Annotated in this window: 13 protein-coding genes and 1 pseudogene; 11 read left to right on the top strand and 3 right to left on the bottom strand. The window is 41.8% G+C overall.

The features are described 5' to 3' along the window. Window positions 1-35: 35 nt before the first annotated feature. Window positions 36-317, top strand: coding sequence for a hypothetical protein (locus tag ABMQ40_RS03395; protein ID WP_370896558.1), 282 nt, complete (start codon window positions 36-38; stop codon window positions 315-317). A 245-nt stretch (window positions 318-562) separates the two neighbouring features. Here the strand turns inward: ABMQ40_RS03395 and ABMQ40_RS03390 are convergent, their stop codons facing one another. Further along, window positions 563-991: an organic hydroperoxide resistance protein gene (locus ABMQ40_RS03390; RefSeq protein ID WP_370896556.1), complete on the bottom strand. Its 429-nt coding sequence runs from the start codon at window positions 989-991 to the stop codon at window positions 563-565. A 219-nt stretch (window positions 992-1,210) separates the two neighbouring features. On the opposite strand from ABMQ40_RS03390, the gene ABMQ40_RS03385 reads away from it, so the two are divergent. The 10 genes and pseudogenes from ABMQ40_RS03385 (at window position 1,211) to ABMQ40_RS03340 (ending at window position 15,113) form a co-directional block, all read left to right on the top strand. Continuing rightward, complete coding sequence (locus ABMQ40_RS03385; RefSeq protein ID WP_370896554.1) at window positions 1,211-4,051, top strand: alpha-amylase family glycosyl hydrolase; 2,841 nt, start codon at window positions 1,211-1,213, stop codon at window positions 4,049-4,051. A gap of 140 nt (window positions 4,052-4,191) precedes the next feature. Continuing rightward, window positions 4,192-5,277, top strand: coding sequence for a peptide chain release factor 1 (prfA, locus tag ABMQ40_RS03380; protein WP_370896552.1), 1,086 nt, complete (start codon window positions 4,192-4,194; stop codon window positions 5,275-5,277). A gap of 85 nt (window positions 5,278-5,362) precedes the next feature. Then, a complete protein-coding gene (locus ABMQ40_RS03375) occupies window positions 5,363-7,468 on the top strand; it encodes a prolyl oligopeptidase family serine peptidase (protein ID WP_370896550.1) in 2,106 nt (701 codons plus the stop codon). A 160-nt stretch (window positions 7,469-7,628) separates the two neighbouring features. Then, a complete protein-coding gene (gene scpA / locus ABMQ40_RS03370; RefSeq protein WP_370896548.1) occupies window positions 7,629-9,746 on the top strand; it encodes a methylmalonyl-CoA mutase in 2,118 nt (705 codons plus the stop codon). A 56-nt stretch (window positions 9,747-9,802) separates the two neighbouring features. Further along, the gene (locus tag ABMQ40_RS03365) at window positions 9,803-10,306 is read left to right on the top strand and encodes a hypothetical protein (RefSeq protein WP_370896546.1); all 504 of its coding nucleotides are present in this window, start codon (window positions 9,803-9,805) and stop codon (window positions 10,304-10,306) included. A gap of 539 nt (window positions 10,307-10,845) precedes the next feature. After that, window positions 10,846-12,236 (top strand): annotated as a pseudogene (locus ABMQ40_RS03360) (RtcB family protein). A gap of 46 nt (window positions 12,237-12,282) precedes the next feature. Continuing rightward, window positions 12,283-12,981, top strand: a complete 699-nt coding sequence (gene prfH, locus ABMQ40_RS03355; RefSeq protein WP_370896544.1) for a peptide chain release factor H — start codon at window positions 12,283-12,285, stop codon at window positions 12,979-12,981. After that, window positions 12,968-13,480 (top strand): tetratricopeptide repeat protein, encoded by a 513-nt coding sequence (locus tag ABMQ40_RS03350; protein ID WP_370896542.1) that lies wholly within the window; start codon window positions 12,968-12,970, stop codon window positions 13,478-13,480. The genes prfH and ABMQ40_RS03350 overlap by 14 nt, the downstream gene beginning before the upstream one ends. 25 nt (window positions 13,481-13,505) lie before the next feature. After that, window positions 13,506-14,114 (top strand): hypothetical protein, encoded by a 609-nt coding sequence (locus ABMQ40_RS03345; RefSeq protein ID WP_370896540.1) that lies wholly within the window; start codon window positions 13,506-13,508, stop codon window positions 14,112-14,114. A gap of 3 nt (window positions 14,115-14,117) precedes the next feature. After that, entirely contained in the window at window positions 14,118-15,113 is a 996-nt protein-coding gene (locus ABMQ40_RS03340; RefSeq protein WP_370896538.1) for an enolase C-terminal domain-like protein, read from the top strand. A 15-nt stretch (window positions 15,114-15,128) separates the two neighbouring features. Here the strand turns inward: ABMQ40_RS03340 and ABMQ40_RS03335 are convergent, their stop codons facing one another. Together ABMQ40_RS03335 and ABMQ40_RS03330 are read right to left on the bottom strand one after the other, a co-directional pair. Next, window positions 15,129-15,416, bottom strand: a complete 288-nt coding sequence (locus tag ABMQ40_RS03335) for a cytochrome C (protein WP_370896536.1) — start codon at window positions 15,414-15,416, stop codon at window positions 15,129-15,131. Between the two features lie 32 nt (window positions 15,417-15,448). Continuing rightward, window positions 15,449-15,742, bottom strand: coding sequence for a c-type cytochrome (locus tag ABMQ40_RS03330; protein ID WP_370896534.1), 294 nt, complete (start codon window positions 15,740-15,742; stop codon window positions 15,449-15,451). Window positions 15,743-15,775: the final 33 nt, after the last annotated feature.

Raw genomic sequence — 15,775 nt, 5'->3', positions numbered from 1 at the left:
AAAAGTTCTATTTTTGCCTAAAATCTTTAAGAAAAATGATGTTATCAGCATTTTGGCCGTTTTACCAGTTCCTTTGGACGATATTTTTCATTATCATGTTCTTAGTGGGATTCTGGTGTATTTTTATGTTCTTCGGATTAGTGATCCCAATGTGGTTAACGGAAGGACTGAAAGAGTATTTCGGGAAAGTAAAACCTTTTGACCCTGAAAATATCAGAAGAAAGAAAATTTATGAGCAGGAAGGAGTAGAGGTCATCTTTAATGAGCCTAAAGGTAACGGTCCTTTCATACACGATAGTCACGGACATCATCATTAATTGATTGTCATTGCTTTTTCACCTGAATTCTGAAAAAGTAATATCAAAGCAAAACAATATATATCAACCACTTATTTTTAAGTGGTTTTTTTTTATCCGCTTCTGAGCTTTGCCGGAGATATCCCAAACCTCTTCCTGAAAGCCCTGGTGAAGGTATTCACCTGGAAAATAATTAAATTAATATTCTTATATAAAAGGCCGGCTGTGTAACTTACACGGCCGGCCTTTGTTTGACCAATGAATGATCAGATGATGTTGATCATTACATTGATATTTCCTCTTGTGACCTTGGAGTATGGACAGGTTTGGTGTGCTTCATCAGCAAGTAATGCTGCGGTTTCATAATCAATTCCGGGAATGCTTATTTGGAGACGGGCCTGGAGAAAATAGGTGTCGTTATCCATACACAGATCCACTTCTGCATCAATAGCGGTCTCTTCCGGGAGCCTGATCCTTCGTTTCCTGGCAGCAATGCCTAATGCGCCGATAAAGCAGGCAGACCAGCCTGCGGCAAAAAGCTGCTCCGGATTTGTTCCGGATTCCGGGCCACCCGGGGTGGTGAGCCTGACGTTAAGATTGTTGTCGGAGCTTCTAGAAAACCCGTCACGACCTCCGGTCGTATGTGTTTTACCCGTATATAATACTTTTTCTGATGGGGTGCCGTTATTTTCCATTACTAAAAAATTTAAATTGTTTAATTTTCATTGTCAAAAATAGAATGCCGGCATATCCTGTACGATAAAAAATAGTATTAACCGGACAAAATCATTCCCGAAACAGACATATCCGGATAGGAGGAAACAAGCTTTGAACTTATCTTTTTGAACTAAAAATCAATAGTTTTTAAAAAATAAACTACATTCGTGTAGTATTAATTTAAAAAAGTCAGCTTTATGGAGAAAATTTATTCTGGTGTACTATTGTTTATCACCATGATGGTCTTCGGGCAGATAAGCTATACCATTACACCTAATCCATTTAATGAGACTGACCAGATCACATTATCCGTACCGGGAACCCAGATCGATGAATCTGCCTGGGGCATTTCGAATAATGCTGTTTATATCTGGTCGTGGTCACTGGACACCAATTATAGCAACAGCCAGGATTGCCCTACCAACGGCACCTGGAACAATTCTGATGATGCTAATAAGCTCAATTATGATCAGACAACGGATACCTATTCATTGACGTTTACTCCCACTACATTCTTTAACAGGACCGGAATCGGAAGATTTGGGTTTTTATTGAAAGATAAAACAGGAAGTCACCAGACGACACCTGATATCTTTGTCAACGTTGGAGTATTGAATTTAAGCTTAACCAATCCGGCCGCCAACAGCCTTACATCAGTTCCGGCAGGAAACTCAATCAATATTACCGCGTCAACCAATGTAAGTGCTACCTTCCAGCTCAAGGCAAACGGAACACTTGTCAATTCTACAGTAACACCATCCACCTCATATTCTTATAATTATACCGTAACTGCAGATGCAAGTATGGAGCTGGTTGCTACCGATACGGGCTCCAATTCCAAAAGCGTTGTTTTCACCTTACAGGTTCCGAGAAACGTTGTTTCCGAAGCCATCCCCGGATGGATAAAGCCAGGGATCAACTATAACCCGACGGATAATACGAAAGTCGGACTGGCACTATATGCGCCGTTTAAAAATTTCGTTCATGTGATCGGAAGCTTCAATAACTGGATCGTGGATGATAATTATCTGATGAAAAGAGACACTACGAATCCTGATCTGTACTGGATTGAGCTGAGCGGACTTACCCCACAGCAGCTATATACGTTTCAGTACAGGACAAATGATCTGAAAAAAGTAGCAGATCCTTTTTCTCCGCAGATCCTGTCTTCTTATGATGATCAATGGATTTCTGCGTCTACTTATCCTAATCTTCCTGCCTTTCCGGCGGGACAGGATTTTGAGGTTTCAATGTTTAAAACAGGGCAGACTCCTTATAACTGGCAGGTGACCAATTTCCAAAGGCCGGCAAAAGAAGACCTGGTAGTGTATGAATTGTTGTTGAGGGATTTTACCCAGGAAAAAAACTGGCAGTCCCTGATCAATAAAATTACCTACCTGAAGGGTCTGAATATCAACGCTGTTGAGCTTTTGCCCATTATGGAGTTTGAAGGGAACCTTTCATGGGGATACAACACCTCTTTCCATTATGCTTTAGACAAAGCGTACGGCACTCCGGAAAAGTTCAAAGAGTTCGTGGATATCTGCCATCAAAACGGGATTGCCGTAATTTTGGATATTGCTTTTAATCATGCCACGGGAAGATCACCGTTGGTAAGGCTATGGAATATTGATCCCGATGGAGACGGGTATGGAGGTGTAGCAGCTAATAATCCTTATTTTAATCAGGTGCCTAAACATTCCTACAATGTTTTCAATGATTTCAACCATACAAGCACGGCAACCCGGTATTATGTGGAAAGATGTTTACAGCAATGGTTGTCCGAATACCATATAGACGGTTTTCGTTGGGATTTAACCAAGGGCTTTACACAAAGCTGCTCTGAAAATGATGAAGCCTGTACCAATGCTTATCAGCAGGACAGGGTGGATATACTTAAATATTATGCAGACAAGCAATGGGCAATAGATCCCAATTCTTATATGATTTTTGAACATCTGGGAACAGACGCAGAAGAACAGCAGTGGGCAAACTACAGAATAGCGGAAGGAAAAGGCGTCATGCTATGGAATAAACAGACGGATCCATACAACCAGAATACGATGGGATATAAGGAAAACAGTAATTATGACAGAATGAATCATGCCCTTCACGGCTTTACCAATATGAGTGGGATAGGTTATGGAGAAAGTCATGATGAGGAAAGATTAATGTATAAAAATCTGGCTTATGGTGCTGTAAACGGAAGCTATGACGTTAAAAACTTAGGCACGGCTCTGGACAGAATGAAAACATTTGGAGCCACTTTCTTTACCATTCCGGGGCCAAAAATGATCTGGCAGTTTGGTGAGCTGGGATATGATTTCAGCATCAACAGATGTCCTGACGGCTCTATCAACAGCGGATGCAGAACAGACGAAAAGCCGGTTGCCTTTGCACTGGGATACGATGCTGATACCGCCAGAAAAGCAGTATATGATACCTGGGCCCAGATCATCAACATCCGGAATACCTATCCTGTTTTCAAATCCAAAACATATAGCGTGGAGTCCAATAACCTTGTCAATGATCCTGATGGCCTGATCACAAGGATCTATGTTTATGATAATTCAATTACCAACGGGGTAAAGAATGTCGTGGTACTGGCCAATTATAATACCTCTGCCCGGGATGTGGTCCCTTATTTCCCTTATACGGGGCAATGGCAGAATTTAATCAATAATGCGGTTTCCAATATCACTTCCACTACGGCACCTATCACCCTTCAGCCCGGAGAATTTAGGATTTTTGGCAATTATGCCGGGTCTCTTTCCGTTGCAGATGAAAATGCGGCAAACAGACTATCCGTTCAGATCGCGGATAATCCGGTGAAGGATGGCTTTGTACAGTTTATTTATCATAAGGCCAGGAACGGAGCAATTGAGATCTATGATATGGGTGGCAGGAAAATGGATTCAATTAAGCTGGAAAAAGAAGACGGCGCTTATGAACTAAAGGTAAGCTATCCTCCGGGCACTTACCTGGTTCACTTAAGGGCGGATAACGGAATTGCCATTCAGAAAATGATCATACAATAATTAAAAGAACTGCTTGTAGCGGTCTCTTTTTATGATAAGTTCAGGAATGTAAAGAAAAAGTCCGGATGATATAGAGCCATTTGATTTCAAATTAGCACATCTACAAATCAATCCGTATCTTTGCAAACTAAATTTTTACTATGTCTAAGAGTTTAATTCCAAAGCTGGAGGCTATAAAGCAAAGATATAATGAGGTGGCAGACCTTATTATCCAGCCTGACGTGATTTCGGATCAGAAAAGATATTCTTCTTTGAACAAGGAATACAGTGATCTGGGAAAAATTGTTAAAGTTTATGACCAATATAAAGCGGCTTTAGATACTATTGAAGAATCGGACGAAATTATTGCTGACGGCTCAGACAGGGACCTTGTGGACCTTGCGAAGATGGAAAAACTGGAGGCCCAGGATAAAATTCCGGGGCTCGAGGAAGAATTGAAAGTATTGCTGATCCCTAAAGATCCTGCGGATGATAAGAACGTGATCGTGGAGCTTCGTGCCGGAACAGGTGGTGATGAAGCTGCGATTTTTGTGGAAGATATTTACAGAATGTATACCATGTATTTCAAATCCAAAGGATGGAGACATGAAGTAACGGATGCGAACGAAGCCGCAAAAGGGTACAAAGAACTGATCATGAAGGTAGAAGGAGAAGGCGTTTACGGTATTATGAAATTTGAATCCGGGGTTCATCGTGTACAGCGTGTTCCTGAAACCGAATCCCAGGGCAGGGTCCATACCTCTGCCATTACGGTGGCAGTTTTACCTGAAGCCGAGGAAGTGGATGTGGAAATCAATCCTGCGGATATAGAAATGCAGACTTCACGTTCAGGAGGAGCCGGAGGCCAGAACGTTAACAAGGTAGAAACCAAGGTGCAGCTTACACACAAGCCATCGGGAATAGTGGTTGTCTGCCAGCAGGCCCGTTCCCAGCTGGCAAACCGTGAATTAGCAATGGAAATGCTTCGTGCCAAACTATACGATATCAAATTGCAGGAAGTTCAGGGTGATATTGCAGCCCAAAGAAAAACAATGGTTTCTACGGGAGACCGTTCAGCAAAGATCAAAACCTATAACTATCCTCAGGGAAGAGTTACAGATCACAGGATCAATAAATCCATTTATAACCTTGATGCCTATATGAACGGGGATATTTCTGAAATGATTGATGCCGTGATCATGGCTGAGAATGCAGAAAAAATGAAAGGCCAGGAAGAAAGCCTTTAAAGACCTGACAGATAATAAAGCCTTTGAGAGATCAGAGGCTTTTTTTATTTATATACTTTATGTATTTTTGAGAAAATCATTGATTATGAAGATCAGACCTTTCTTATTAACAGCCGGAGTGGTTTTCTCCGCATCTTTTTATTCCCAGAAAATGAATGATTATCCTAAAGCCGTAAAAGGAAGTCAGACAGATACCTATTTCGGAACTGTTGTGGCAGACCCTTTCAGAGATCTGGAAAATGATTCTGAAGCTACCAAGAAATGGGTAGATAAAGAAGTAGCCTATAGTGAGAAATATCTCTCAAAGATCCCTTTCAGGGAAAAAATCAGAAACCAGCTGAGAGATATATGGAACTATGAAAAAATATCGGCCCCTTTTAAGGAAGGAGATTACACGTATTACTATAAAAATGATGGCCTGCAGGCCCAGTCGGTTTTATACAGAACAAATAATAAAACCAAAGTGACCGAAGTGTTTCTGGACCCGAATAAATTTTCAGAAAAAGGGACCACTTCACTATCTCAGCTCGCATTCAATAAAAAAGGAACTTTAGCGGCGTATTCTATTTCAGAAGGAGGAAGTGACTGGAATAAGATCATCATCATAGATGCGGTCTCTAAAAAGCAGATCGATGATACCCTGGTGGACGTAAAGTTCAGCGGGATCTCGTGGCAGGGTGATGAAGGATTCTATTACTCCAGCTACGATAAGCCTAAAGAAGGAACGGTGCTTTCCGGGATGACAGACAAGCATAAAGTGTATTTCCATAAGCTTGGAACGAAGCAATCAGAAGATCAATTGATCTTCGGAGGAGATAAGACCCCGCGGCGATACCTGGGTGCAGGAGTTTCAGAAGATCAGAGGTATCTGATCATCTCCGCAGCCAATGCAACAAATGGGAATGAATTATATATAAAAGATTTGAAAAATGGCGGAGACTTTATACAAATTGTTAAAGGCTTTGACATTAATGCCAATATAGTGGATACGGATGGGGACGACCTGTATATCTTTACGGATAAAGATGCCCCGAACATGCGCCTGGTAAAAACCAGCATTAAGAACCCGGCTCCCGAGACCTGGAAAGATGTGATCCCGCAAACGGAAAATGTATTGGGCATCTCTACGGGAGGAGGATATTTCTTCGCCACTTATATGATTGATGCCATCGACCAGGTGAAACAGTTTGATAAGACCGGAAAGCTGATCAGAGAGATCTCCCTTCCCGGAAAGGGGAATGTTGGGGGCTTCGGAGGAAAAAAAGAAGAAAAAGAACTGTATTTCTCATTTAGCAACTATATCACTCCCGGAACAACGTACAGATTCCATGTAGATTCCGGTAAATCCGAGGTATACCAGAAGCCGAAAGTGAAGTTCAATCCTGATGATTATGTATCCGAACAGGTATTTTACACTTCCAAGGACGGAACCAGGATCCCTATGATGATCAATTACAAAAAAGGGATAAAAATGAATGGGAAAAACCCTACCATCCTTTATTCCTACGGAGGTTTCAACATCAGCTTGCAGCCGGCTTTCTCCGTAGTGAATGCCATATGGATGGAGAACGGTGGAATATATGCCGTTCCGAATATCCGTGGAGGAGGAGAATATGGTAAAAAATGGCATGATGCAGGAACCAAAATGCAGAAAAAAAATGTTTTTGAAGACTTTATCGCTGCCGGGGAATATTTACAAAATAAGGGCTATACCTCCAAGGAATATATGGCGCTTTCAGGAAGATCAAACGGTGGCCTTTTGGTAGGCGCTACCATGACCATGCGTCCCGATCTGGCAAAAGTAGCCTTCCCGGGAGTGGGTGTACTTGATATGCTAAGATATAATAAATTTACAGCCGGGGCAGGATGGGCGTATGATTACGGAACGGCTGAAGACAGTAAGGAAATGTTTGAATACCTCAAATCATACTCTCCCGTGCATAATGTGAAGGCTGGAACCTGCTATCCTTCCACAATGATCATTACAAGTGATCACGACGACAGGGTGGTTCCCGCACATTCCTTCAAGTTTGGCGCCGAGCTCCAGGAAAAACAGTCTTGTAATAACCCAATTCTGTTGAGGATTGAAAAAAACGCAGGCCATGGCGCCGGAAGATCAACAGAACAGGTTATCGGAGAAAATGCAGACCTGATTTCCTTTGCCTTCTATGAAATGGGAATAAAAAAATAGTAATTTACCGCTCATCCAAAGATTTTAGCTCATAAAACAAGCTATGATAATCCGGGCATTTGGCCCGGATTGCTTTTATCATAAGAGGTCGGACGGAATATGAAATGCAGGTTTCATGTTTCATACAAAAAAATTAACTTTACCAGATAAAATTATTGGAATGCGAAAGACAATTTCTGTAAAAAAACCTGATCTGAATATATCACCTAAAACCAGTGAAATTTACAGTTTTGAGAAAGATGGGCTTCAGCTAAAATCATCTTACAAGGCGGAAGACGTTAAAAACGAATCTTTAACCCGGGCTTCTCCGGGCATTGAACCTTATTTAAGAGGCCCTTATTCCACCATGTATGTTCAGAAGCCCTGGACCATCCGTCAGTACGCAGGATTTTCTACGGCAGAGGAATCCAATGCGTTTTACAGAAGAAACCTTGCCGCAGGACAAAAAGGACTTTCGGTAGCCTTTGATCTGGCAACTCACAGAGGTTATGACTCAGACCATGCAAGAGTGGTGGGAGATGTCGGAAAAGCAGGTGTAGCCATTGATTCTGTTGAAGATATGAAGATCCTGTTCAACGAGATCCCGTTGGATCAGATCTCCGTTTCCATGACCATGAACGGGGCGGTTCTTCCTATCCTGTCTTTTTATATTGTTGCTGCCGAAGAGCAGGGCGTGAAGCAGGAACAGCTTTCAGGAACCATTCAAAATGATATTTTGAAGGAATTTATGGTGAGGAATACCTATATTTACCCTCCGGCTCCTTCCATGAAAATTATTGCGGATATTTTTGAATATACATCCCGGAACATTCCGAAGTTCAATTCTATCTCTATCTCAGGATATCACATGCAGGAAGCGGGAGCCACGCCCGTTCTTGAAATGGCCTATACCCTGGCGGACGGCTTGGAGTATGTAAGAACAGGGATCAAGGCAGGGATGAATGTGGATGATTTTGCGCCAAGATTATCCTTTTTCTGGGCCATCGGAATGAACCATTTTATGGAAATTGCCAAAATGCGTGCCGCAAGATACATTTGGGCTAACCTTTTGAAGCAGTTCAATCCTCAAAACCCGAAATCTCTCGCTCTGAGAACCCATTCCCAAACCTCCGGATGGTCTTTGACAGAGCAGGAACCCTTCAACAATATCACAAGAACTGCCATTGAAGCTTTATCATCGGCTTTAGGGGGAACACAGTCCTTACATACCAATGCGCTGGATGAAGCCATTGCCCTTCCTACAGATTATTCAGCAAAAATAGCAAGGAACACTCAGATCATTTTACAGCAGGAAAGCGGGATCTGTGATGTGGTAGACCCGATGGGGGGAAGCCATCTCATAGAATCTCTCACTCAGCAGATGATCGGGGAAGCTATGAAATATATTGATGAGGTGGAACAGGAAGGAGGGATGACCAAAGCCATTGAAGCCGGAATCCCGAAAATGAGAATAGAGGAGGCGGCGGCCCGAAAGCAGGCCAAGATCGATAGCGGTGAAGAATTTATAATCGGGGTAAATTCATTCAAAACCTCATTGAAACAGGATGAAATAGAGATCCTGGATATTGATAATTCGGAAGTCCGCAGAAAGCAGATTGAAAGATTAAATAAAATCAAAGCCGAAAGGAACAAAGATGCCGTTGAGCAAATTCTGAATGATATCAGGGAATGCGCAAAAACAGGAAAAGGAAACCTGCTGGCCTTATGCATAGAAGCGGCCCGGAGAAGAGTGACCCTGGGAGAGATGAGCGATGCAATGGAAGAAAGCTTCGGCAGATATAAAGCAAATATTAAAACAATTTCCGGCGTATATGCTATGAATGCAGGAAAAAATGAATACTTTGAAAAAGCCCTTCAGCTGACTCAGAAGTTTGAGGAAGAAGAAGGCCGTCGTCCAAGGCTTATGGTAGCTAAAATGGGACAGGATGGTCATGACAGAGGTGCTAAAGTAGTAGCCACGGCGTTTGCGGATATGGGATTTGATGTGGATGTGGCGCCGCTTTTCCAGACTCCGGAAGAGGTGGCAAAGCAGGCGGTAGAAAATGACATTCACATTTTAGGGGTCTCATCGCTCGCGGCAGGCCATAAGACTCTGGTTCCCCAAGTGGTGGAAGAATTGAAAAAGCTGGGAGCCGAGGATATCACAATTGTAGTAGGAGGAGTCATTCCGCAGCAGGATTATGAATTCCTGTATGCCAACGGCGCCGATTTTATATTCGGCCCGGGGACAAACCTTCCGAAATGTGCGGTAGATATCCTGGAAAAATTTTTAGGCTAAAAAATATTACGGTATAAGTTGTACGGTTTTTGTACTGTTAAATGAAAAATTTCATTATGGCTTATACAGTAATTTCAGTATTTCCTGTAACTGTAGATACAGAGGAAATTAAAAAAGATTTAAAAGATCAAGGTTTTGACGAAGCAAATATTATTATTTCTACGTCCAGATTTGAAAACCAATCATCTCCTGATGATTATGTAGAAGATGTAAAGACAAAAAACTTCTGGGGCTACGTTTTTGCCCATGACGTGGAAATGCTCGATGCTTATAGCCGGCAAAGTGTGGGGAATAATACCATTATTGTTTATACAGATACCCTTGAACAAGCTCAGAAAGCAAAAACAATGATGAATGAAAGAGGAGCAATTGAAGTTTATAAAAAGGAGTCTGAGGACAATGAAGCCGGTTCCATTCCTGAAGGGATGACAAGGGAACAATACAATGGGATTATCGCTAAAGCGAAAAATGATCTCTATTTCCTGGACCGGGAAAGAGTATATCAGCCGAACAGCAGAGGAATGGATGAGCCGATGGATAACCGGGGTGCCGAGGACTGACCTTACTTACGGATAAAAAAGAGGCTGTCTCAAAAGGTAAATTAACGCTCTGAGAATCTCTTAAATGACAAAAGTTGTCAGACAGGAGTCCGAGAGAGGGGGTACTTTTGAGACAGCCTCTTTTTTTAGCTGAAAATTTTTGAGATTCAAAAAAAATAATATCTTTGCACCCGAAAATAAAGTTAAACCATTAAAAAACAACGAAGCAATGTTCAGATTTCAAAAGGATTTTACAGTTGGATTACCGCTTGTAGGGGTAAGGCTTCGTGGTTGGATACATTCTTAGAATAACAGTAAATGAAATATCAAAACCCGGAGCCGTAAGATTCCGGGTTTTTATTGCGCAATATTCAAAACTCAGATTAAGTTTCCCGGAATCTTTTATCCTTGTCATTGCAGATGAGAGTGTGAGCTTTATGAGTTTTCATTCCTTTCATTCAATGATAATATTTGTCAACTAAAATTTTAGTTGATCTAAAAATGATGTGCTTGAAATGCTAATTTCTAATGATCACATCTAAACTTTAAACATCAAAACAATGGGAAATTTAAAAATTAAAGGAAAAGATATATTAAAGCTGGGCTATCCCAATAATCAGAGCATCAATATCGCTCTGGAGGTAATGAAAAGAAATTTTTCCACAAAAAACATCCATCATGTAAAGTCTCTTTTAAAGGAGATCCTGCTCAATCCTGAAGATTATGAAAAAGATCTCACCTTCGGACAGATTGCGGAAGCCCTGCTTTCATCAAGGAAAACAGAGAAAAGAATGTTGAACGCCCAACGGGCCGGTTTTACAATATTCGGAAAGGATATTTCAGAAGAAGCAAAGAATCAGCTGTATACTGCACTGAAACTACCCATATCTGTTCAGGGAGCCTTAATGCCGGATGCACACAGTGGCTACGGGCTTCCTATCGGGGGTGTACTTGCGGTGGAAAACGCTGTGATCCATATGGAGTGGGCATGGACATTGGCTGCAGAATGTGTCTCAGTATCCTGGATACACCGGTATCATATCTGGAAGGAGCGAAAGATAAATATGAAAAAGCCCTTGCCGAACATACCCGATTCGGGATGTATGAAATCCATAAGTCTCATGTGGATCATGAAATCTTTGAAAGGGACACCTTTGATCTGATCCCGATCCTGAGAAGGCTGAAAGGAAAGGCCATCAGGCAGATGGGAACTTCCGGCGGCGGAAACCATTTTGTGGAATTCGGAGAAGTGGAAATTACCGAAGAAGATCAGCAGATCGGGCTCCCAAAAGGAAGGTATCTTGGTATTCTTTCACATAGTGGATCCCGTGGATTGGGAGCAGAAATCGCTCAGTATTATTCGAGGATTGCAGTAGAACAATGTCCGTTGCCGAAAGAAGCGCAGCAATTTGCATGGCTGGATCTCAGTACCCATCTCGGGCAGGAATACTGGGTGGCAATGAGTCTGGCAGGAGATTACGCCTCAGCATGTCATGACGATATCCACAGGAGACTGGTGAAGGCTGTGGGAGGCAGAGTAAAAGCCAGGATTGAAAATCATCACAACTTTGCATGGAAGGAAATTCACAATGGAAGGGAAGTGATTGTTCACAGAAAGGGAGCTACCCCGGCTGATGAAAATGAGCTCGGAATGATCCCCGGGACCATGACGGCAAAAGGGTTTATTGTTCGCGGAAAAGGAAATCCGGATTCCCTGAGATCGGCATCACATGGAGCAGGAAGAGCTTTCTCCAGGGCAGAATGCAGAAGCCTTTTTACTCAAAATGATATCAAAAAAGAATTGAAGTCAAAAAAGGTCGTTCTGATGGGCGGAAATGCTGAAGAAGCTCCGATGGCCTATAAAGACATCAATGAGGTAATGAATGCCCAGACTGAGCTGGTGGATATTCTTGGGACTTTTCAGCCCAGGATCGTAAGAATGGACAAATAACATTAAAAAGAGGATCAATCCGTAAATTAAGTGAAATACCAAATAAATGGAAAAGCTGATACAGATAACCTCCGGAAGAGGACCTTTGGAATGCCAGTGGGTTGCTGCTAAGATCCTGAAGATCTTTCTGGAGGAAGCTAAACAGAATAAAATAGACTATGAAATCATCCATCGTGAAAACGGTGATGAGAATCTGGCCTTAAAATCGGTAACCTTGCTTTTAAAAGGAAATGAAGTTTCAAAATTCCTTAAAAGCTGGTTGGGAAGCATTTGCTGGATTGGGAAAAGCACATTCAGAAAGCTGCATAAAAGAAGCAACTGGTTCATTGGCGTTTTCGAAATTGAAGACGTAAAGAAGATAGATTTCAAAGAAAAAGATATCCGGTTTCAGACGGCCAGAAGCCAGGGCAGCGGAGGGCAAAATGTAAATAAAGTGAATACTGCCGTCAGAGCTACCCATTGGCCTTCCGGGCAAAGTGTTTTCGTGCAGGATTCCCGCTCACAGCTGGAAAATAAAAAGCTTTCCGTCATAAGATTAAAAGAAAAAGTGATGGCCCACCATATCCGGCAGCTGGAAAAGAGATTGCAGGAAACCTGGAACAATCATTTACAGGTGCAGAGAGAAGATCCGGTACGCACATTTTCGGGAACAGATTTTAAAAGGAATTACCAGGATAAATCTTTCAGGAAACAAAGAAATATTCTGAAAAACGAACTTAAAAACTACAAAAATGACCTTAACTAAGAACAAATATTATTTTGAGGCACTGGATAATTATCCATACAGCCTTACGCAATGCCTGGAAGCATTGAATTACGCCTTGTCTTACGACCCTGAAGATGCAGACAGCCTTTGTCTGATGGGAAGAATATATTCTGAGATTCTTAAAGATTACGAAACCGCAAAAATTTATTTTGAAGGTGCTATGCAGAGTAATGTCAGTAATGTGAATACACCGAAATATTACATCAGCTGCCTTCTGGATAATGAGGATTATGAAGAGGCAGAGAAGCTGATAGAATTTGCCTTGAATATTAAAGGTATAGATAAAGCGGATATATTGTATTGCAAAGCATTTTTATTTGAGAAGAAAGAAGATTACAAAATGGCCCTGGAACAGATCAGACAAGCCAAAAGGTTCAGCTATTGTAAAAATATGGTTGATTTTTTGAATGACAGGGAAATATTTGTAAAAAATAAAATGCCGAAAAGACAAAATAAAAAGAAAGAGGAGACCAGATAAGTCTCCTTTTTCGTAGCTTTAATACATGAAACATTATATTCTTTTGCTCGGGCTGTTACTGATCTCATGTGATAAAAAGACTTTGGGGACCGATTCTGTCCCGGATGAAGGAACTTCGGATCTGATATATGAGGTTTTAAATCAGTTGATCAAAAATGACAGTGCGGAGCTCGGGCCAAAAGATTATTATGTTTACCACATTTCACCCGAAGAAGTTCATTTTGAACCGGAAAATACAGATGAGGTACCGCTGCCTTTGGGAATCAGTCTGGAATATAACGCAGACTTTCAGGCAAAGGATTCGGCTCACTATAACCGGGAGAATAAGATTTTATCAGGGTTTGAGCTGAACCAGCATAAGATTAATAAAAAATTAAGCTATATAACAACCGGGGAGCTGGATAAAATCATTCGGGATTCAGGAAAAGACTTCTGGACAGGATTTAATGAAAAATATAAGAACAGGTGTATAAGAAAGATTTCTGTTCCCTTCTTTAACAGGAACAAAAGGGTTTGTCTCGTCGAAAGCTCTGTCTCCTGTGGAGGGCTGGACGGTCACGGATCTGTGGAGATATATGAGAAAATTAACGGGACATGGGTAAAAATAGGATCATTCCGACATTGGATAAGTTAGAAAATGCAGATAAAATTTAAGATCAGGGCGCTTCAGCTGAAAGACACATTCTCCATTTCTTACGGCAATTATACCGTGAGGCAGTCTTTGCTGGTAGAACTTTCCCACCAAAGCAGAAAAGGCTACGGGGAATGCGTTGCAATAGACTATTACCGGATTGACCTTACCGGATTTATAGTGAAACTGGAAGAGATCCGGACAGCAGTCGAAGCCCGGGAGATCACACATCCGGATGAGTTTTTTGCCTTCCTGTTACGTCTGGACCTGCATCCGTTTTTGCTTTCCGCTTTGGATTGTGCTTATTGGGATCTTTTCGGAAAGCTTGAAAACAAAAGCTTTATAGAGCTTAACCGGCTGCCTTCTGACAACCTTACGGAAAGCTCAATTACTATTTCTGTGGACGATATTAATGCTCAGATCAGAAAAATTGAAAAAAGCAGTTGGAAGAAGTTTAAAGTAAAATGTAAGGGGCTGAATAAGGACCATATCGGAGAGCTTTTGCAATTGAACAGGGATATTGCCTTAGACTCCAACACCAGTTTTACAGATGAAGACTGCATATGGCTGCAAAATAATCCCGGGGTTCAGAGATTCTCCTATCTGGAGCAGCCGAGACCCGTTGATTGCTATAAAATACTGAGAAAAGAAAGTTTTGCCAATTGGATGGCAGATGAAGATTGCCAGGACCTCTGGTCCTTGGAAGAGCTGGTGCCCTACTACAAAAGTGTAAATATCAAGCTCATGAAATGCGGAGGGCTTACTCCAGCTCTCAGGATGATCCGGAAAGCAAAAGAACTGGGCTATAAGATAATGATAGGTTGTATGACCGAATCTTCAGTAGGTATTTCTGCAGGCAGCGCTTTAGCCGGTCTTACGGATTACGCGGATCTGGACGGGGCCAGTCTCATATCCAATGACGATGCCACAGGCAGCTTTGTAGACAGAGGCAAGATAATTCTCTCGGAAAAACCGGGCTTGGGGATTGAATTAAAAAAATAAGCTTTCATTGAAAGCTTATTTTTTATTGACAGAAATCAGATAATCATAAACCATCTGATGCTGCTCATCGGTCAGTCTGGCTTTCGGGGCCATTCTGCTCAAAGTTTTTATCCATCCCTGCTCATCATGCTTTGCAGGGTCCGGTAGTTTGTTACACTTGTTGCATGAGCTCTCGAAAATCGTTTTCCCCTGCGCAAGCTGTTCAGACGAGGTATATTTCGGCCCGGTGACGGCTACGCTTTTAGGCCCGCATGAAACCAGCAGGGCAAACCCTGAAAAAATACTTAAAATTACTTTTTTCATGATCTTATCTTTTAAAGTGAATAGTTGAGGAATTATTTTTTTACAGAAACGATATAATCATAAACCCATTGATGCTGCTCATCGGTCAGCTTGGCTTTTGGAGCCATGGCGTTCATGATTCCTACCCATTGTACGGAAGTATGCTTTGTAGGATCCGGCAGTTTATGACATTTTCCGCAGGAGTTCTCAAAAATGGTTTTTCCCTGGGCTATCTGCCCGGCGGTAGACGTGGCGGATCCTGTAGCTGTTGTAGGAGTAGCGTTTCTGGATGTACAGGCGGTCAGTACTACAGCCATTAATACTGCTGTAGCGATGTGTTTTTTCATGCTCATTATTTTGGTTGATAACAAATATAGCAA

This window comes from Chryseobacterium gossypii (assembly GCF_041361455.1).
GTDB classification, from domain to species: domain Bacteria; phylum Bacteroidota; class Bacteroidia; order Flavobacteriales; family Weeksellaceae; genus Chryseobacterium; species Chryseobacterium gossypii.
The sequence above is the reverse complement of the archived record's forward strand: the minus strand, read 5'-3'. Positions and strand labels throughout refer to the sequence as shown.

Excerpts from the sequence above, each read along its gene's own strand:
- ABMQ40_RS03385 (WP_370896554.1), top strand. The coding sequence starts at position 1,211 with ATGGAGAAAATTTATTCTGGTGTACTATTGTTTATCACCATGATGGTC.
- prfH (WP_370896544.1), top strand. The coding sequence starts at position 12,283 with ATGGAAAAGCTGATACAGATAACCTCCGGAAGAGGACCTTTGGAATGC.
- ABMQ40_RS03350 (WP_370896542.1), top strand. The coding sequence starts at position 12,968 with ATGACCTTAACTAAGAACAAATATTATTTTGAGGCACTGGATAATTAT.
- ABMQ40_RS03335 (WP_370896536.1), bottom strand. The coding sequence starts at position 15,416 with ATGAAAAAAGTAATTTTAAGTATTTTTTCAGGGTTTGCCCTGCTGGTT.
- ABMQ40_RS03345 (WP_370896540.1), top strand. The coding sequence starts at position 13,506 with ATGAAACATTATATTCTTTTGCTCGGGCTGTTACTGATCTCATGTGAT.
- ABMQ40_RS03365 (WP_370896546.1), top strand. The coding sequence starts at position 9,803 with ATGGCTTATACAGTAATTTCAGTATTTCCTGTAACTGTAGATACAGAG.
- ABMQ40_RS03390 (WP_370896556.1), bottom strand. The coding sequence starts at position 991 with ATGGAAAATAACGGCACCCCATCAGAAAAAGTATTATATACGGGTAAA.
- scpA (WP_370896548.1), top strand. The coding sequence starts at position 7,629 with ATGCGAAAGACAATTTCTGTAAAAAAACCTGATCTGAATATATCACCT.
- ABMQ40_RS03330 (WP_370896534.1), bottom strand. The coding sequence starts at position 15,742 with ATGAAAAAACACATCGCTACAGCAGTATTAATGGCTGTAGTACTGACC.
- prfA (WP_370896552.1), top strand. The coding sequence starts at position 4,192 with ATGTCTAAGAGTTTAATTCCAAAGCTGGAGGCTATAAAGCAAAGATAT.
- ABMQ40_RS03340 (WP_370896538.1), top strand. The coding sequence starts at position 14,118 with ATGCAGATAAAATTTAAGATCAGGGCGCTTCAGCTGAAAGACACATTC.
- ABMQ40_RS03375 (WP_370896550.1), top strand. The coding sequence starts at position 5,363 with ATGAAGATCAGACCTTTCTTATTAACAGCCGGAGTGGTTTTCTCCGCA.
- ABMQ40_RS03395 (WP_370896558.1), top strand. The coding sequence starts at position 36 with ATGATGTTATCAGCATTTTGGCCGTTTTACCAGTTCCTTTGGACGATA.